Here is an 18,306-nt window from a genome sequence, read left to right as displayed (position 1 = left end):
GCCGACCCGTCCTGAACAACGCCCAACAAAAAGCCCCGCTTCCTTGCAGAAGCGGGGCTTTTTGCGTATCAGGCCACTTGAGGCTGCACGCTCACCGGCTGAAGCGGTAGCAACGGCGCATGGGGGTCGGCCTTGACCGATGCCCGCCACGCCGCCAACCACTCCGGATGCGCCTCGCTCCAGACCTGCTCATGCAGGCGGGACAAGGCCACCGGGTCGCTCAACAGCGCCAGGCGCTCGCCGTTGTTCAACCCCGAAGGGCCGACCTTCAAGGCGTGGCGAACGCGTTCGACCCGCAGCCATTCGATCGGCTCGGCCTGGCCGTGACGCGAAGTCGCCAGGGCATAGGCCAGGGCGTTCTGTCGTGGATCGACCACCGCCCGGATGAAGCCGTCGTTCAGCGCGTGCCAACGGTTTTCATGGGCGTACTGGTCGGTCGACAGCAGTTCCTGGGGCGGCGCGTATTCCTCGGGAATCAGGAACAGGCTTTCGTCACGGGACTTCAGGCCCAGGCCGACACGGCTGGAGATCACCGACACCGGGATCGACAGCATCAGCGAACCGACGATCGGCACCAGCCACCACAGGAAGCTCGGGTTCAGCCAGATCACCAGCAAGGCCCAGCAGAAGCCCAACAGGGTCTGCGGGCCGTGACGCTTGACCGCTTCGCTCCATGGCGTGGAGTCGTCGTCACGTTTCGGCGAGTTCCAGGTCGCGGCCCAGCCGAGGAACGCGGCGAGTACGAAACGGGTGTGGAAGATCATCCGCACCGGCGCCAGCAGCATGGAGAACAGCATCTCCAGCAGCATCGACAAGGTCACCTTGAACTTGCCACCGAACTCCTTCGCACCCTTGGCCCAGATCAGCACGATGCTCAACAGCTTGGGCAGGAACAGCAGCACGATGGTCGTCGAGAACAGGGCGATGGCCTTGTCCGGGTGCCATTGCGGCCACAGCGGATAGAGCTGGCGCGGTTCGAGGAAGTACTGCGGCTCCATCAGCGTGTTCACCGCCAGCAGCGCGGTGGACAGCACCAGGAAGAAGAACCACAGCGGCGCCGACAGGTACGACATCACGCCGGTCAGGAACACCGCCCGGTGCACCGGGTGCATGCCCTTGACCAGGAACAGCCGGAAGTTCATCAGGTTGCCGTGGCACCAGCGACGGTCACGCTTGAGTTCATCCAGCAGGTTGGGCGGCAACTCTTCGTAGCTGCCCGGCAGGTCGTAGGCAATCCACACGCCCCAGCCGGCACGGCGCATCAACGCCGCTTCGACGAAGTCGTGGGACAGGATCGCACCGGCGAACGCGCCTTTACCGGGCAACGGCGCCAGGGCGCAATGCTCGATGAACGGCTTCATGCGGATGATCGCGTTGTGGCCCCAATAGTGGGATTCGCCCAGTTGCCAGAAGTGCAGGCCGGCGGTGAACAGCGGACCGTACACCCGAGTCGCGAACTGCTGCATGCGGGCATACAGGGTGTCCATGCCCGAGGCCTTCGGCGCGGTCTGGATGATACCGGCGTCCGGCGTCGCTTCCATCAGGCGCACCAGGCTGGTCAGGCACTCGCCGCTCATGACGCTGTCGGCGTCGAGCACGACCATGTACTTGTAGTCACTGCCCCAGCGACGGCAGAAGTCGTCGAGGTTGCCGCTCTTGCGCTTCACGCGGCGGCGACGGCGACGGTAGAAGATCTTGCCGAAGCCCCCGGTTTCACGGCAGACATCCAGCCAGGCCTGCTGCTCGGCGACGCAGATATCGGTTTCGTTACTGTCGCTGAGCACGAAGAAGTCGAAGCGGTCCAGGTCACCGGTGGCGGCCACCGATTCGAAGGTCGCGCGCAAGCCGGCGAAAACCCGCGGCACGTCTTCGTTGCAGATCGGCATCACCAGCGCGGTTCGGGCGTCCTTGGGTATCGGCTCGTTGCCGGCGCTCGCGCCGGAGATCCGGTACTTGTCGTGGCCGGTGAGCAATTCCAGGAAACCCATCAGCGCGGTCCAGAAACCGGCCGACACCCAGCAGAACAGGATCCCGAACAGGATCAGGATGCTGGTCTGCAACGCATACGGCAGCACCTGCGTGGCGGTCTGGGTCAGCGGCTGGTGCAGGACTTCGTCCAGGTCCACCAGCGACCAGCCCTGGTACGGCATGATGCCTTTCATGTACCAGCCGGCGACGATGGTCTGGCCGAGCATCAGTATCAGCAGGATATAGCGACGGATCGACCCCACCGTGCGCCAACGGGCGTGCGGCAGGACGCGCTCGTCCTTGGGCGGCTTTGGCGGGTTGGTCCGGCCGGTCAGGCGCCGCCAGCCGCGAACCAGGATGTTGGTGCGCCATGGTTCCGGCACGACCTTGGTCCGGCGGATCGGTGGCGTCGCCTTGAGGCACACCCGGCCACTGGAGTCGAGCCCCAGCATTTCGGCCTCCGCGAGCGCCTCGGCGGTGCTCAGGGTCAGGCGACGACCCACCGAGGCCTGCGCGGCCTCGTCGGGGGCGTCGAACGTCGACGACGAAAGGCGCTGGTGCAGTTCGCTGAAGGACTTGCAGCCCGCCAGTTCGGCGCGCTGCTCGTCGGTCATGGGCAAATGGGCCAGGTACTCGCTGAGTGTCTCTGGCTTGACTGGCGTATTACTCATCGGCTGGCAACTGATAGCTCCAGGTCTCGGTCAGGACTTGTTCAGTCGCTTCCGGTTCCTGCGGGGTTGGGGTCGCTTCAACGGCGGCGGAAGCAGACTTGTCGGCCTTGGCTTCTTCCTGCGTTTTTTCCTTGGCGGCTTCTTTTTCGCTTTGCTGGCGAGCGATCTTGTCGGCCTTGGCCAGCGTGGTGGTCACGGTATGCGCTGCGGCCGGGGCCTCGACAGGGGTCAATGGACGCACCAGTGCCGCGCGCATCTCGGTGGCCTGCTTGGCGTCCTTGATCTTCATTCGCAGCGTCAGGCGCCAGCCCTTGGTTTCCGGGTTGTAGCGCACGCTGTTCTCGACGATCTCGGCGTTATCGCCGACGCTGACCTGGCTACGCACTTCGGCGTCTTCCGGCAGGGCCTGCAGCGAAGGACCTTCGAAATCCACCAGGTAGGCCACGCTGCCATCCGGCTGGCGGATCAGGTTGGATTGCTTCACGTCACCGGTGGAACGCAGGGTCTGCTTGACCCAGGCGCTGTCTGGCGAATGCAGGCTGGCTTCGTCGAGGGTCCAGTGCAGGCGGTAGCTGAAGTCCAGCGGCTGGCCAGGCTCAGGCAGTTTTTCCGGGCTCCAGAACGCAACGATGTTGTCGTTGGTTTCGTCGGCGGTCGGGATTTCCACCAGGTCGACGGTGCCCTTGCCCCAATCGCCCTTCGGTTCGATCCAGGCACTTGGGCGCTTGTCGTAGCGGTCATCCAGGTCTTCGTAGTGGCTGAAGTCGCGGCCACGTTGCAACAGGCCGAAGCCACGCGGGTTCTCGACCGAGAAATTGCTCACGGCCAGGTGTTTCGGGTTGTTCAGCGGACGCCAGATCCACTCGCCGTTGCCGGCATGGATCGACAGGCCACTGGAGTCGTGCAGTTCGCGACGGTAGTTGAGCACCTTGGACGGCTGGTTGGCGCCGAACAGGTACATGCTGGTCAACGGGGCGACGCCCAGCTTGGTCACGCGATCACGCAGGAACATGCGCGACTTCACGTCGACCACGGTGTCGGTGCCCGGGCGCAGGGTCAGGCGATAGGCGCCGGTGGCCCGTGGCGAGTCCAGCAGGGCGAAGATCACCAGGTGCTTGTCGGTCGGTTTCGGGCGCTGGATCCAGAACTCGCGAAAACGCGGGAATTCCTCGCCGGAGGGCAGTGCCGTGTCGATGGCCATGCCGCGGGCGGACAAGCCGTAGACCTGGCCCTTGCCGATGACGCGGAAGTAGCTCGCGCCCAGCATGGTCATGATCTCGTCCTGCTTGTCGGCCTTGTTGATCGGGTACAACACGCGGAAACCCGCGTAGCCCAACTGCTCGGTGGCCTTGGGATCGAACTTCACGTCGCCGAAATCGAAGCGCGACGGGTCGTACTTGATCTCCTCGACGTTGGTGGCGGTGATTTCGTTGATTTTCACCGGCGTATCGAAATGCATGCCCTGGTGATAGAACGACAGCCTGAACGGCGTCTTCTGGTCGGCCCATTCGGCTTTTTCGGTGCGGAAACGGATTTTTTGATAGTCGGCAAATTTCATTTCGCGGAATTCGTTCGGCAGATTGCTGCGCGGGGCTTCATATTTTTGCCCGGCCAGTTCTTGAGCCTTCGCCGATACATCATCCAGGCTGAATGCCCACAGTTGGCCCGCGCCGAACAGGCACAACAGGGCCGAGCCCGCTACCAGAGCGTTTCTAAACCGTTTGGCAGACATTTTTGGTGCATTACAGGGACTAACAATCACGAGCAACCCTCGCCGAAAACAGATCAAAAAACCAACGGCCAGATAACGTATCTGCTGGGTATCGGCTTTGAAAAAACCGACCTCGCGGACCACTCCTGCCAAGTTGGCGAGCATTGTTCCGACTCCGATGGAAGAAAATGATTCCCCAAACGGTCCAGGACAAGTCTCTACCTAAGTCAAATGGACCGGCGAATGCCGGTCCCCCGTAGCGCGCGATTATCTAGTAGGCCGCGTGACAACGCATCAGGGGCAACAAAGTATTTATCGCGAAAACTCCTAGTTTCTCCCGGAAAAACGCCTGAAAAGATGTTTCAAACGCTTTCAGACCTGTAACAGGAACGTTACCGGCCCATCGTTGACCAGATGGACCTGCATGTCGGCGCCGAATCTACCTGATGCCACAGTGCCATGCACCTGTTTCGCCTGCATGACCAGATAGTCGAACAGCGCTTCTCCCTGGGCAGGCGGCGCAGCCGTCGAGAAGCTCGGGCGCAAACCGCTTTTGGTGTCTGCCGCCAGGGTGAATTGCGACACCAGCAGCAAGCCACCGCCCACGTCGGCCAGGGACAGGTTCATCTTGCCGTCGGCGTCACTGAACACTCGATAGTTAAGCAGCTTATGCAGCAGTTTGTCGGCACTGGCCCGGGTATCTTCAGGCTCGACCGCCACCAGCACCAGCAACCCCTGGTCCACGGCCCCGACCACTTCCCCGGCGACTTCCACCCGGGCGCCGCGGACCCGTTGCAGCAGGCCCTTCATGCTTCTTCGGGCGGCAGGTCGAGCAGGCGCCGGGCCATTTGGCCGGCGGCGCGCACCAGCGCATCGGTGATGCCCGGCTCCGAGGCGGCGTGCCCGGCGTCGCGGATCACCTGCAATTCGCTGTTGGGCCAGTTCTGGTGCAGTTCCCAGGCATTGTCCAGCGGACAGATCACGTCATAGCGGCCGTGCACGATCACGCCCGGCAGGTGAGCGATCTTGCCCATGTCGCGGATCAACTGGTTGGGTTCGAGGAAGGCGTTGTTGGTGAAGTAGTGGCATTCGATCCGGGCGATCGACAGCGCGCGCTGCGGCTCGGAGAAGCGATCGACCACCAGCGGGTTCGGGCGCAGGGTCGCGGTGCGTCCTTCCCAGATGGACCAGGCCTTGGCCGCATGCATCTGGGCGATCTGGTCGTTGCCGATCAGGCGCTTGTGGAAGGCGGCCAGCAGGTCGTCCCGTTCGTCCAGCGGGATCGGGGCGATGTAGTCCTGCCAGTAGTCGGGAAACAGGCGGCTGGCGCCGGCCTGGTAGAACCATTCGATTTCCTGCGGACGGCAGAGGAAGATCCCGCGCAGGATCAGGCCGTGGACCCGCTCCGGATGCGTCTGGGCGTAGGCCAGGGCCAGGGTCGAGCCCCAGGAGCCGCCGAACAGCACCCACTTCTCGATGCCCAGGTGCTTGCGAATACGCTCCAGGTCTTCGACCAGGTCCCAGGTGGTGTTGTTTTCCAGGCTGGCGTGGGGCGTGGAACGACCGCAGCCACGCTGGTCGAAGGTGACGATGCGGTACAGGTTCGGATCGAAGTAGCGACGACTCTGGGCATCGCAGCCGGCACCCGGGCCACCGTGAATGAACACCACCGGCAGGCCTTCCGGAGAGCCGCTTTCATCGACATAGAGCGTGTGGGTTTCATCGACAGCCAGATCGTGCCGGGCATGGGGTTTGATCTGCGGGAACAAAGTCTGCATTGCGCGCTCCGTAAGGGGTCGAGTCATCCCTGTGGGGACTTCTATTTAGTCTGCCGTCCGGCATCATAAACCCGAATGCCCTCAATGAGCATGCCCCCCGCCCAAACAACAGAGAACCTTGTGGCGAGGGGATTTATCCCCGCTGGACGGCGCAGCAGCCCCGCACGGTCGGCAGGACGTGCGCAGTGTCGGGGCCGCTTCGCGACCCGACGGGGATAAATCCCCTCGCCACACAGTGCCCGCCAGCCTTTACTTCTTGTAGGTCTTGCGCCCCCACGCCAGCAGGCCTTCGAGCAGTTCCCGGATCACCACCCGGGTCGGCGCCGCCAGGTCCGCTCGATAGTTGAACGGCTCGAACTCTTCCATGTAGGTGCTCTGGCACAGTTCCAGTTGCACCGCGTGGATGTGTTCGGCCGGGTTGCCGTATTGCCGGGTGATGTGCCCGCCCTTGAAGCGGCCGTTGAGCACGTGGGTGAAGGCGTCGTGACGGGCGCAGATGGCTTCGAGCTGGCTCGCCAGGGCCGGGTCGCAGCTGGCCCCGTTGAAAGTGCCGAGGTTGAAGTCCGGCAGCTTGCCGTCGAACAGGTGCGGGATCACCGAGCGGATCGAGTGGGCGTCGAACAGCAAGGCGTAGCCGAACTCGGCCTTGAGCCGTGCCAGTTCTTGCTGCAAGGCCTGGTGGTAAGGCATCCACACCTGTTGCAGGTAGGTCGCCCGTTCCTCGGTGGATGGCGCCTGCCCTTCGCGGAACAACGGCACGCCATCGAACAGCGTCGCCGGGTACAAACCGGTGGTGGCGCCCACGTACATCGGCTTGTCGTCGGACGGACGGTTCAGGTCGATGACGAAGCGCGAATACTCGGCGCACAACGTGCTGGCGCCCAGCTCGGCGGCAAAGTCGTAGAGCCTGGGGATGTGCCAGTCGGTGTCCGGCAGGCTCCGGGCCTCGGCGATCAACCCGGCCTCCACCGCCGGCGTCAGGCGCAGGCCGGCGTGAGGCATGCTGATCAACAGCGGCACGCGCCCCTGGGTGAAATTCAGGACCTTCTCCACAAGCGTTCTCCTCAATCGATTTCAACGCCGTGACGCACGACGCGTTTTTCCAGTTCACCACCGAGCCAGTACGCAAGGTCGGCCGGGCGATCAATGTGCCAGGCGACGAAATCCGCCACCTTGCCGACCTCCAGCGAACCGTGGGTGCGAGCCATGCCCAGGGCCTGGGCGGCGTGGATCGTCACGCCGGCCAAGGCTTCTTCCGGCGTCATCCGGAAACAGGTGCAAGCCATGTTCAACATCAGGCGCACCGACAGCGCTGGCGAGGTACCGGGGTTGAGGTCGCTCGCCACGGCGATCTTCACGCCGTGCTTGCGCAGGGCCTCCATCGGCGGCAGCTGGGTTTCGCGCAGGAAGTAGAACGCCCCCGGCAGCAACACCGCCACCGTGCCGGACTGGGCCATGGCGATGGCGTCGTCCTCGGTCATGAATTCCAGGTGATCCGCCGACAGCGCCTGGTAACGGGCCGCCAGGCTCGAACCGTGCAACGACGACAACTGCTCGGCATGCAGCTTCACCGGCAGGCCCAGCTGTTGCGCGGTGATAAACACCCGCTCGACCTGCGCGGGGGAAAACGCCAGGTACTCGCAAAAGGCATCCACGGCGTCCACCAGCCCTTCCGCCGCCAGGGTCGGCAGCATCTCGGCGCAGATATGCTCGATGTAGTCATCGGCACGGTCGGTGTATTCAGGTGGTAAGGCGTGGGCCGCCAAGCAGGTGCTGCGCACGCTCACCGGTAACTCGGCGCCCAGGCGCCGGATGACCCGCAGGATCTTGCGCTCGCTGGCCAGGTCGAGGCCGTAGCCGGACTTGATTTCAACCGTGGTCACGCCGTCGCGCATCAGGCTCTTCAGGCGCTGGGCGGCGCTGGCGAACAGTTCTTCTTCGCTGGCGGCGCGGGTCGCCCGAACGGTGCTGGCGATGCCGCCGCCGGCCGCGGCGATCTCGGCGTAGCTGACACCTTGCAGGCGTTGTTCGAATTCGCCGCTGCGGTTACCGCCGAACACGGTGTGGGTGTGGCAGTCGATCAGGCCGGGGGTGACCCAGGCGCCCTTGAGGTCGTTGACCGCCGGATAGTCACCCGCCGGCAATTCGGCACGCGGGCCGATCCAGTGGATGTGCTCGCCCTGGGTGACGATGGCGGCGTCTTCAATGATCGAGTAGACGCCCTGGGCCATGGTGGCGGCGTGGCAGTTTTGCCAGAGGGTTTTCATCCCGAGTCTCCTCGTCTTGTTCAAAATCGATTCGCGAGCAGGCTCGCTCCCACAAGTACCGCACAGACCCGTGGGAGCGGGCTTGCTCGCGAAGACGGCAGCACATTCAACATTGATGCAAGCTGACCCTTTGCTTTCGCGAGCAAGCCCGCTCCCACAGGTATCGATGCTGATCAAGCTCATGTACCTGCTCGCGATGACGCCCTTACAGGCTCGGCAACAACTGCGCCGTGACCAGTTCGTTCAGGCACCGGCTCGCCAGCAGCTCGCTCGCCGCGTTGATGTCCGGCGCGAAGAACCGGTCCTTCTCATAAAAAGGCACCTCCGCACGGAGCAACGCCCTGGCTTGTTCCAGCTTCGGCGAGGTCTTCAGGCCACCGCGCAGGTCCAGCCCCTGGCACGCCGCCAGCCATTCCACCGCCAGGATCCCGCGAGTGTTCTCGGCCATTTCCCACAGGCGCTTGCCCGCGGCGGGGGCCATGGACACATGGTCCTCCTGGTTGGCGGAAGTCGGCAGGCTGTCCACCGAATGGGGATGGGCCAGGGCCTTGTTCTCGCTCGCCAGGGCGGCAGCGGTGACCTGGGCGATCATGAAGCCGGAGTTGACCCCACCGTTGCCCACCAGGAACGGCGGCAACTGCGACATGTGCTTGTCCATCATCAGCGAAATGCGCCGTTCGCTCAGCGAACCGATTTCCGCGATCGCCAGGGCCAGGTTATCGGCGGCCATGGCCACGGGCTCGGCGTGGAAGTTGCCGCCGGAAATCACGTCACCCTCGGCGGCGAACACCAGCGGGTTGTCCGACACGGCGTTGGCTTCGATCACCAGCACCTCGGCGGCCTGGCGGAACTGGGTCAGGCAGGCGCCCATCACTTGTGGCTGGCACCGCAGGGAGTACGGGTCCTGGACCTTGTCGCAGTTCTGGTGCGACGCGGAAACTTCGCTGCGCTCGCCCAACAGGTCGCGGTACGCGGCAGCGGCATCGATCTGGCCTTTCTGGCCACGGGCGGCATGGATCCGCGCATCGAACGGCGAGCGCGAGCCGAGCACCGCTTCCACGGTCAGGCTGCCGAGGGCCAGGGCGCCGGCGAACAGGTCTTCGCCTTCGAACAGGCCACGCAGGGCGAACGCGGTGGACACTTGAGTGCCATTGAGCAGCGCCAGGCCTTCTTTCGCGGCCAGGGTCAGCGGTGCGAGCCCTGCGACCTTCAACGCCTCGACGGCCGGCAGCCATTCGCCCTTGTAGCGCGCCTTGCCTTCACCCAGCAGCACCAGGGACATGTGGGCCAGTGGCGCGAGGTCGCCGGAAGCGCCGACCGAGCCCTTGAGCGGAATGTGCGGATAGACCTCGGCATTGACCAGCGCGATCAGCGCATCGATCACCTGCCGGCGAATGCCGGAAAAACCCCGGCTCAGACTGTTGACCTTGAGCACCATGATCAACCGCACCAGCGCATCGCTGATCGGCTCGCCCACGCCGGCGGCATGGGACAGCACCAGCGAGCGCTGCAGGTTTTCCAGGTCCTGGCTGGCGATGCGGGTCGAGGCCAGCAGGCCGAAACCGGTGTTGATGCCGTAGGCGGTACGGTTTTCGGCGAGGATCTGTTCCACGCACGCCACGCTGGCTTCGATTTGCGCCGAGGCACTGGCGTCGAGGCTCAGCGTCACGGGGTGCTGGTAGATGTCACGCAATTGAGCCAGGCTCAGTTGGCCGGGGATCAAGTTCAACGCTGTCATTTGCTGCTCCTTTTGAGAGTTTTTTATGTATCCGCCAGTCGCTCCGGAATGTTCCGTTATCCGTCACCTTCGCCTTTTGGGCGACGCCTTGTGGGCATGAGGTGCCTTGGCACGCTGGCGGTTTTGATCAATTCAGATTCGGTAACGCATCGTGCAGCACGCGGGGATCCTTCAGCAGCGCGGCGGCGCTGGCGATGTCCGGCGCCAGCCAGCGGTCCTGGTCGTAGGGTGGAACCCGCTCGCGCAGCAGTTTCCAGGCGAGATGGGTACCCGCCCCGAAACGCTGCGCCTGGAGAAATTCAAAAGCCTGGGCGGCCAACAGGTACTCGATGGCGAGGATCTGCGTGCAGTTTTCCAGCGCCCTGTGCAGTTTCAGGGCAGCGTTGGTGCCCATGCTCAGGTGATCCTCCTGCAAGCCCGAGGTCACGTAGTTGTCCAGCACCGCCGGTTGCGCCAACTGGCGATTTTCCGCACACAGCGAGGCGGCGACGTACTGCACGATCATCATCCCCGAGTTCACCCCGGGGTTGGCCACCAGGAAAGCCGGCAGGCCGCTGACATGCGGATTGATCAATCGGTCGAGGCGGCGCTCGGCGATGGAGCCGATCTCCGCCATGGCGACCGCCAGCAGGTCGGCCGCCAACGCCACCGACTGGCCGTGGGGATTGGCCTGGGACATCACCCGGAAGTGCTCCGGCGTGCCCAGCAGCAGCGGGTTATCGGTGGCGGCGTTGAGTTCGGTCTCGATCTGTTGCCGCGCGTGGGCCAACTGATCGCGAGCGGCACCGTGCACCTGGGGAATCGAACGGATGCTCAAGGCATCCTGGGTGCGAATGCCCAGGCTGGTGGCGATGACTTCACTGCCATCGAGCAGCGCACGCAAGTTAGCGCCAACCTGCTGCATGCCGGGATGTGGCTTGAGGGCGATGATCTCGGCGTCGAACGCGGCAATCTGTCCGCGCTGGGCTTCGAAGCTCATGGCGCCGACCACGTCGGCCCATTGCAGCAGGCGCGTCGCGTCGGCCAGGGCCAGGCAACTGAGGCCGGTCATGCACGGCGTGCCGTTGACCAGGCACAAACCGTCCTTGGCCCCCAGCTGCACTGGTTGCAGGCCTTCGGCGGCAAGAGCCTGTTGCGCCGACACGATGTGCCCGCGATGGCTGACCTGGCCGACGCCCAGCAGCGCAATGCTGATGTGGGCCATGTGGGTCAGGTAACCCACCGAACCCTGGGAGGGCACCTGCGGGGTGATGCCGCGATTGAGCAACGCTAGCAGCGCCTCGACCACCCGGCGATGAATGCCGGACTTGCCCTGGCTGTAGTTGAGGACGGCGGCGCAGAGAATCGCCCGGACCTGTTCATCGGCCAGCGGCGCGCCCACGCCGCAGGCATGGCTGAGCAGGGTGTTGCGCGACAGCTGGCTGAGTTGCTCGTCCTTTAGCGAGACATTGCACAGGGCCCCCAGGCCGGTGTTGACGCCATAGGCGCGCTCGCCGCTTGCGACGATGCGCTGGACGATGGCCTGGGCATTGTCGATCCGCGCCCAGGCCTGGGCCGACAGCTCGAGCCGGGCACCGAAACGGGCGACGGCGACCACGTCCTGCCAGCGCAGGGGGGCGTCGGCGATGATGATTTTTTCAGCCTGGGACATCTAGAGCCTCATGCACATATAAATTGCCAATAACATTTGTGGCGAGGGGATTTATCCCCGCTGGGTCGCGAAGCGGCCCCAATATTTCCGGCCCAGTTGTGTCAGGCTGATTTCACTGCCTGGTTTGGGGCTGCTACGCAGCCCGACGGGGATAAATCCCCTCGCCACAACTGCACCAGGCCTCACACCACCGCCGCCCGCCGCTGCACGAACCGATCGACATATTCATCGGCCGGCGAATGCAGGATCTCCCGGGGCGTGCCGACCTGGATCAGCCTGCCGTCCTTGAGGATCGCGATGCGGTTGCCGATGCGCACGGCCTCGTCGAGGTCGTGGGTGATGAACACGATGGTCTTGTGCAAGGTCTTTTGCAGTTCCAGCAACTGGTCTTGCATCTCCGCGCGGATCAGTGGGTCGAGGGCGCTGAAGGCTTCGTCCATCAGGATGATGTCGGTGTCCGCCGCCAATGCCCGGGCCAGGCCCACGCGCTGGCGCATGCCACCGGAGAGCTGGTGCGGGTATTTGTTCTCGTAGCCCTTCAGGCCCACGGTATTGATCCAGTGCAGTGCCCGCTCGGTGCAGACCTGTTTGCTTTCGCCCCGCACCTTCAGGCCATAGGCGACGTTGTCCAGCACGCTTTTATGGGGCAGCAGGCCGAAGCTCTGGAACACCATGCTGATCTTGTGCCGGCGAAATTCGCGCAAGGCGTCCATGTCCAGTTGCAGGATGTCCTCGCCGTCCACCAGGATCGCGCCACTGGTGGGATCGATCAGCCGGTTGAAGTGGCGCACCAACGTGGACTTGCCGGAACCGGACAGGCCCATGATCACGAAGATCTCGCCGGTGCCGATGCTCAGCGACAGGTCGTTCACCCCGACCACGCAACCGGTTTCGGCCAGCACCTGGTCCTTGGTCTTGTTCTGGCGGATCAGGTCCAGGGCGTCCCGGGACCGATTGCCGAAGGTCTTGAAGACGTTCCTGACTTCGATTTTGCTGATGGCTGCGTTGCTCATTTGCTCACCTCGTGCCGAGGACGACCATAGGCCTGGGTAATGCGGTCGATGACCACGGCGAGAATCACGATGGCCAGGCCGGCTTCCAGGCCGCGCCCGACGTTGAGGGTCTGAATGCCCACCAGCACGTCTTCGCCCAGGCCGCGGGCGCCGATCATCGAGGCGATGACCACCATCGACAGGGCCATCATGGTGGTCTGGTTGATCCCGGCCATGATGCTCGGCAGGGCCAGGGGCAGCTGCACACCGAACAGTTGTTGCCAGCGGTTGGCGCCGAAGGCATTGATGGCTTCCATCACCTCGCCGTCCACCTGGCGAATCCCCAGGTCGGTCAGGCGAATCAACGGCGGCGCCGCGTAGATCACGGTGGCGAAGATCGCCGGGACCTTGCCCAGGCCGAACAGCATCAACACCGGGATCAGGTACACGAAGCTGGGCATGGTCTGCATGATGTCCAGCAACGGCATCAGCACCGAACGCAGGCGATTGCTGCGCGCCGAGAGGATCCCCAGCGGAATGCCGATCAGCACCGAGATCAGCGTCGCCACCAGCATCAGCGCGAGGGTCTGCATGAGCTTGTCCCACAGGCCCACCGCGCCCACCAGGAACAGCAGGCCGACGATCACCGCCGTGGCCACGACCTTGCGCGTGGCGTGCCAGGCAATGCCACCGACGATGGCCAGCATCAGCCACCAGGGTGCCAGGCGCAGCAGGCCTTCGAGGTTGACGATGGCCCACAGCAACGTGTCGGAGATGTGCCGGAACACATCGCCATAGTTGGTCACCAGCGAATCGACCCAACCGTTGACCCAATCAGCGATGGAGAAGGTAAAGCTTTCGGGAAACATAAGAGACTCTCGATCAGAGGGATGCGGTGAACGTCCCGACCAACACCTCGGTTGGCCGGGAAGTATTCGACCTACAGAGCCGCGTCGATTTTCTTGGCAGCGTCTGCGCTTACCCAGGCGTGCCAGACTTCAGGATGTTCCTTCAGGAAGATCTTCGCCAGTTTTGGCGACTCGATCCGCTCTTTGGCCATGCGCCCCAGGTTCTGGTTCAGGATATCGATGGGCAGGTTGACCTTCTCCAGCACCGCCACCAGCTCCGGTGCCTCGTCGTGGAAGGTCTTGGACAGGCCGACCTTGATGCTCACGCTCTTGTCCACGCCCGGCTTTTCTTCCAGTTTCACCAAGTCCACCTGGCCCATCAGCGGCGTGGGCGACCAGTAGTAGAACAGGATCGGCTCGCCACGCTTGTAGCTCGACAGCACGGCGGCATCCAGCGCCGGGCCGGTGCCTGGACGGAAGTTGGTGTAGGTATTTTCCAGGCCATAGCTCTTCAGCATTTCGCTGTTGTCCAGCTCGCAGGTCCAACCGGCCGGGCAATTGTAGAAACGGCCCTTGGACGGTTCCTCCGGATCCTTGAAAACGGCGGCGTACTGGCCCAGGTCAGCGATGTTCTTCAAGCCTGGCGCCTTGGCTTCGAGCTTGCGCTTGGCATCGCCTTCCACCACGTAGCGCGGCACGTACCAGCCTTCGATGGCGCCCACCACCGGTGCGCCGACGCCCACCACCTTGCCGGCCTTCTCGGCCTTGTTCCAGACTTCGCTGCGGCCGACCCACTCTTCGGCAAACACCTGGATGTCGTTGCTGCTCAAGGCGTTTTCCATGGTGATGGAGTTGCCTGGCAGGCTGTCGGTCTTGCAGCCGTAGCCTTTTTCCAACACCACTTGCAGGACGTCAGTCAGCAGCATGCCGCTTTCCCAGTTCAGGCCGGCGAATTTCACCGGTTTGCCCGACTCGCACCAACCCGCCGCTTGCGTGGCGCCGGCACTGGCCAGCAGGCCCATGGAAAGCAAGGTGGTCAGCAGGGTCTTGTTCGATTTCATTGTGTGACGCTCCTAATCATTTGAGTTGGCTTGCGGCAGTCAAGAGGCATCCAGCCCTGTCAACGTCCATCAGACCGCGTGAACGCGGCCCGCCCTGCTCGGTTGTGCGTCAACCGTGTCCTGCTCGACCGGCAGGATCAATTGGTCGGGTACAGCGCCATGCCAGCGTTTGGCAAGGACGAAGTACAGCGCCGCCGGAACCACCAGGCCGATGATCCAGGAGATGTCCACGTCCCCCATCGCCGCCACCAGCGGACCGGTGTAGAACTTGGTAGAAATGAACGGCAACTGGACCAGTACGCCCAAGGCATAGATGCCGATACCCAGCGCGTTCCAGCGACCGTAGCGGCCGTTCGGGTCGGCCAGGGCCGGCACGTCATAGCGCTCGCGGGTGATGCAGTAGTAGTCCACCAGGTTGATCGCGCTCCAGGGCGTGAAGAACGCCAGCAAGAACAGGATGAAAGACTTGAACGCCCCCAGGAACGAGTGCTGGCCGAGCAGCGCGATCAGGGTCGCGGCACCGACGATGACCAGCACGAAGACCAGGCGCTGCAAGCGCGTGACGTTCAGGTGGCCACGGAAGCCGCTGATGATGGTCGCTATGCACATGAAGCTGCCATAGGAGTTCAGCGTGGAAATGGTCACCTTGCCAAACGCGATGCTGAAGTACAGCAGCGCGGCGGTGGCACCCGCCCCGCCCAGGCCGACGATGTAGGCCACTTCGTGACCGGCGAACTGCCCGTTGGCCGAAGCGGCGGCAAACACGCCGAGGATCATCGCCACCTGGGCACCGATCACCGAACCGGCGCCGGCGGCGAAAAAGGTTTTCACCGAGGATGTCTCGCTCGGCAGGTAGCGCGAATAGTCCGCCACGTAGGGGCCGAAGGCGATCTGCCAGGAGGCCGCGAGCGACACCGCCAAAAGAAAGCTGCTCCAGCTGAAATGGCGGATTTGCAGGAGTGCGCCAACGTCCGTCTGGCTGATCAGCCGGGCGAACAGATAAACGAAGGCGATCACCCCGATCACGCTGGCAACCCTGCCAATGAAGTGGATCACCCGATAGCCCAGCACCGTGACCAGCACGATGACGCTGGCGAACATGAGGATCCCGGCACTGTCGCTGACGCCAAACAATTGGCCCAGCGCCTGGCCGGAAAGCACCGTCCCGGTTGCGGTGAAACCCAGGTACATCAGGCACACCAGCACGATCGGGATGGCCGCGCCATACACACCGAACTGCACCCGGCTGGAAATCATCTGCGGCAGGCCGAGCTTGGGCCCCTGGGCGGCATGCAACGCCATGACGCCACCGCCGAGCAGTTGGCCGATCAGCAAGCCGATCAACGACCAGAACACATCACCGCCCAGCACCACCGCCAAGGCGCCGGTGACAATGGCGGTGATCTGCAGGTTGGCCCCCATCCATAGGGTGAACTGACTGAACAATCGGCCGTGCCGCTCCGCTTCCGGGATGTAGTCGATCGAGCGCTTCTCGATCAACGGCTTGCTGCTTGCACGTGTGCTGCTGATGGCCATGGTTCAACCTCTGTGGATTGTTCTGGAATTCACTTGCGCCGCTGCCTCCCTGTGGGAGCGAGCTTGCTCGCGATCGCGGTCTGTCAGTTGGCAACGACGTTGACTGACACTCCCTCATCGCGAGCAAGCTCGCTCCCACATGGGCTCCGGCGTTATTTGCCGGTGATCATCGGCAAATTCAGCCCCTGCTCCTTCGCGCAATCGATCGCGATCTGGTAGCCGGCATCGGCATGACGCATCACGCCGGTGCCCGGGTCGTTGTGCAGCACGCGGGCGATACGCTCGGCGGCTTCATCGGTGCCGTCGCAGACGATCACCATGCCCGAGTGCTGGGAGAAGCCCATGCCCACGCCGCCACCGTGGTGCAGCGACACCCAGGTCGCGCCGCTGGCGGTGTTGAGCAAGGCGTTGAGCAGCGGCCAGTCGGACACGGCGTCGGAGCCGTCCTGCATGGACTCGGTCTCGCGGTTGGGGCTGGACACCGAACCGGAGTCCAGGTGGTCGCGGCCAATCACGATCGGCGCCGACAGTTCACCGCTGCGCACCATTTCGTTGAATGCCAGGCCCAGCTTGGCGCGCTGGCCCAGGCCGACCCAGCAGATACGCGCCGGCAAGCCCTGGAAGCTGATGCGCTCGCGCGCCATGTCCAGCCAGTTGTGCAAGTGGGCGTCGTCCGGGATCAGTTCCTTGACCTTGGCGTCGGTCTTGTAGATGTCCTGCGGGTCACCCGACAGCGCGGCCCAGCGGAACGGGCCGATGCCGCGGCAGAACAACGGACGGATATAGGCCGGGACGAAACCGGGGAAATCGAAGGCATTCTCGACGCCTTCTTCCTGGGCCATCTGGCGAATGTTGTTGCCGTAGTCGAAGGTCGGCACGCCCATTTTCTGGAAGTCCAGCATGGCCCTGACGTGGACGGCCATCGATTGCTTGGCGGCTTTCACCACGGCGGCAGGCTCGGTCTTGGCCCGGGCACGGTATTCGTCCCAGGTCCAGCCGGCGGGCAGGTAGCCGTTGAGCGGGTCGTGGGCGCTGGTCTGGTCGGTGACCATGTCGGGGCGCACGCCGCGACGGACCATTTCCGGCAGGATTTCGGCCGCGTTCCCACACAGCGCGATGGAAATCGCCTTGCCTTCTGCGGTGTATTTCTCGATGCGGGCCAGGGCGTCGTCCAGGTCAGTGGCTTGCTCGTCGACGTAGCGAGTCTTGAGGCGGAAATCGATGCTGACCTGCTGGCACTCGATGTTCAGCGAGCAGGCACCGGCCAGTGTGGCGGCCAACGGTTGCGCGCCACCCATGCCGCCCAGGCCGGCGGTCAGGACCCAGCGGCCCTTGAGGTTGGAATCGTAATGCTGGCGACCGGCTTCGACGAAGGTTTCATAAGTGCCTTGCACGATGCCCTGGCTGCCGATGTAGATCCAGCTGCCGGCGGTCATCTGGCCGTACATGGCCAGGCCCTTGGCGTCGAGTTCGTTGAAATGTTCCCAGGTGGCCCAGTGCGGCACGAGGTTGGAGTTGGCGATCAGGACACGCGGGGCGTTGCTGTGGGTCTTGAACACGCCCACCGGCTTGCCGGATTGCACCAGCAGGGTTTCATCTTCATTGAGGTGGGTGAGGCTTTCGACGATCTTGTCGTAGCACTCCCAATTGCGGGCCGCGCGACCAATGCCACCGTAGACCACCAGTTCCTTGGGGTTCTCGGCCACTTCCGGGTCGAGGTTGTTCATCAGCATGCGCAGCGGCGCTTCAGTCAGCCAGCTCTTGGCGGTCAGCGTGTTCCCGCGAGGGGCGCGAATTTCAACGTCACGGTATTTTTCAGGTTTGCGGGTAGCGTCGGTCACAGCAGAAACTCCTCAGCGATCAATCAGACCAGCCCGGCAGCGGGCAGAACGTTTGCGAACGTTGCGTTGAATGGACATCACTCATACGCATACGTCTTTACTTGTATGTACAAGCATATGCAATCAAGCGGCCAACTTATCGAGGACGTGTTCGGGAATCTTTTTGTAAACGGCTGGAAAGCCCGGGATTGAAGGGCTGTGGGGACGGATTAAATTTTCGGCAGGGTATTTTCAGACGAGAGCG

Annotated in this window: 13 protein-coding genes; all 13 read right to left on the bottom strand. The window is 63.5% G+C overall.

Annotated elements, in window-relative coordinates:
• Positions 1-68: 68 nt before the first annotated feature.
• Positions 69-2,639, bottom strand: coding sequence for a glucans biosynthesis glucosyltransferase MdoH (gene mdoH, locus Q6A48_RS15450; protein ID WP_304554968.1), 2,571 nt, complete (start codon positions 2,637-2,639; stop codon positions 69-71).
• Positions 2,632-4,371 carry a glucan biosynthesis protein G gene (locus Q6A48_RS15445; RefSeq protein WP_304554967.1) on the bottom strand — a complete coding sequence of 580 codons (1,740 nt, stop codon included), beginning with the start codon at positions 4,369-4,371 and terminating at the stop codon, positions 2,632-2,634. Before Q6A48_RS15445 ends, mdoH begins: the two co-directional genes overlap by 8 nt.
• Before the next feature lie 351 nt (positions 4,372-4,722).
• Complete coding sequence (dtd, locus tag Q6A48_RS15440; RefSeq protein WP_304554966.1) at positions 4,723-5,160, bottom strand: D-aminoacyl-tRNA deacylase; 438 nt, start codon at positions 5,158-5,160, stop codon at positions 4,723-4,725.
• The gene (gene pip, locus Q6A48_RS15435; RefSeq protein ID WP_304554965.1) at positions 5,157-6,128 is read right to left on the bottom strand and encodes a prolyl aminopeptidase; all 972 of its coding nucleotides are present in this window, start codon (positions 6,126-6,128) and stop codon (positions 5,157-5,159) included. Before pip ends, dtd begins: the two co-directional genes overlap by 4 nt.
• A 249-nt stretch (positions 6,129-6,377) precedes the next feature.
• Complete coding sequence (hutG, locus tag Q6A48_RS15430; protein WP_304554964.1) at positions 6,378-7,181, bottom strand: N-formylglutamate deformylase; 804 nt, start codon at positions 7,179-7,181, stop codon at positions 6,378-6,380.
• Between the two features lie 11 nt (positions 7,182-7,192).
• Positions 7,193-8,395: an imidazolonepropionase gene (hutI, locus tag Q6A48_RS15425; protein WP_304554963.1), complete on the bottom strand. Its 1,203-nt coding sequence runs from the start codon at positions 8,393-8,395 to the stop codon at positions 7,193-7,195.
• 205 nt (positions 8,396-8,600) lie between these two features.
• On the bottom strand, positions 8,601-10,133 hold the full coding sequence (gene hutH, locus Q6A48_RS15420) for a histidine ammonia-lyase (RefSeq protein ID WP_304554962.1): 1,533 nt from the start codon (positions 10,131-10,133) through the stop codon (positions 8,601-8,603).
• 127 nt (positions 10,134-10,260) lie between these two features.
• The gene (hutH, locus tag Q6A48_RS15415; protein ID WP_304554961.1) at positions 10,261-11,784 is read right to left on the bottom strand and encodes a histidine ammonia-lyase; all 1,524 of its coding nucleotides are present in this window, start codon (positions 11,782-11,784) and stop codon (positions 10,261-10,263) included.
• A gap of 182 nt (positions 11,785-11,966) precedes the next feature.
• Entirely contained in the window at positions 11,967-12,797 is an 831-nt protein-coding gene (locus tag Q6A48_RS15410) for a quaternary amine ABC transporter ATP-binding protein (RefSeq protein ID WP_304554960.1), read from the bottom strand.
• The gene (locus Q6A48_RS15405; protein WP_047736151.1) at positions 12,794-13,645 is read right to left on the bottom strand and encodes an ABC transporter permease; all 852 of its coding nucleotides are present in this window, start codon (positions 13,643-13,645) and stop codon (positions 12,794-12,796) included. The genes Q6A48_RS15410 and Q6A48_RS15405 overlap by 4 nt, the downstream gene beginning before the upstream one ends.
• Before the next feature lie 71 nt (positions 13,646-13,716).
• Positions 13,717-14,685 (bottom strand): ABC transporter substrate-binding protein, encoded by a 969-nt coding sequence (locus tag Q6A48_RS15400; RefSeq protein ID WP_304554959.1) that lies wholly within the window; start codon positions 14,683-14,685, stop codon positions 13,717-13,719.
• 69 nt (positions 14,686-14,754) lie between these two features.
• Complete coding sequence (locus Q6A48_RS15395) at positions 14,755-16,221, bottom strand: purine-cytosine permease family protein (RefSeq protein ID WP_304554958.1); 1,467 nt, start codon at positions 16,219-16,221, stop codon at positions 14,755-14,757.
• 152 nt (positions 16,222-16,373) lie between these two features.
• Entirely contained in the window at positions 16,374-18,062 is a 1,689-nt protein-coding gene (gene hutU / locus Q6A48_RS15390; protein ID WP_304554957.1) for a urocanate hydratase, read from the bottom strand.
• Positions 18,063-18,306: the final 244 nt, after the last annotated feature.

Origin of the sequence: Pseudomonas citrullilanati (assembly GCF_030580855.1) — a bacterium.
Lineage (GTDB): Bacteria > Pseudomonadota > Gammaproteobacteria > Pseudomonadales > Pseudomonadaceae > Aquipseudomonas > Aquipseudomonas citrulli.
Note: the sequence above shows the minus strand (reverse complement) of the source record. Positions and strands in the feature narration are given on the sequence as shown.

Coding starts and splice junctions, on each gene's coding strand:
- Q6A48_RS15395 (WP_304554958.1), bottom strand. CDS start 16,221: ATGGCCATCAGCAGCACACGTGCAAGCAGCAAGCCGTTGATCGAGAAG.
- Q6A48_RS15445 (WP_304554967.1), bottom strand. CDS start 4,371: ATGTCTGCCAAACGGTTTAGAAACGCTCTGGTAGCGGGCTCGGCCCTG.
- pip (WP_304554965.1), bottom strand. CDS start 6,128: ATGCAGACTTTGTTCCCGCAGATCAAACCCCATGCCCGGCACGATCTG.
- Q6A48_RS15410 (WP_304554960.1), bottom strand. CDS start 12,797: ATGAGCAACGCAGCCATCAGCAAAATCGAAGTCAGGAACGTCTTCAAG.
- dtd (WP_304554966.1), bottom strand. CDS start 5,160: ATGAAGGGCCTGCTGCAACGGGTCCGCGGCGCCCGGGTGGAAGTCGCC.
- Q6A48_RS15405 (WP_047736151.1), bottom strand. CDS start 13,645: ATGTTTCCCGAAAGCTTTACCTTCTCCATCGCTGATTGGGTCAACGGT.
- hutH (WP_304554961.1), bottom strand. CDS start 11,784: ATGTCCCAGGCTGAAAAAATCATCATCGCCGACGCCCCCCTGCGCTGG.
- Q6A48_RS15400 (WP_304554959.1), bottom strand. CDS start 14,685: ATGAAATCGAACAAGACCCTGCTGACCACCTTGCTTTCCATGGGCCTG.
- hutI (WP_304554963.1), bottom strand. CDS start 8,395: ATGAAAACCCTCTGGCAAAACTGCCACGCCGCCACCATGGCCCAGGGC.
- hutH (WP_304554962.1), bottom strand. CDS start 10,133: ATGACAGCGTTGAACTTGATCCCCGGCCAACTGAGCCTGGCTCAATTG.
- mdoH (WP_304554968.1), bottom strand. CDS start 2,639: ATGAGTAATACGCCAGTCAAGCCAGAGACACTCAGCGAGTACCTGGCC.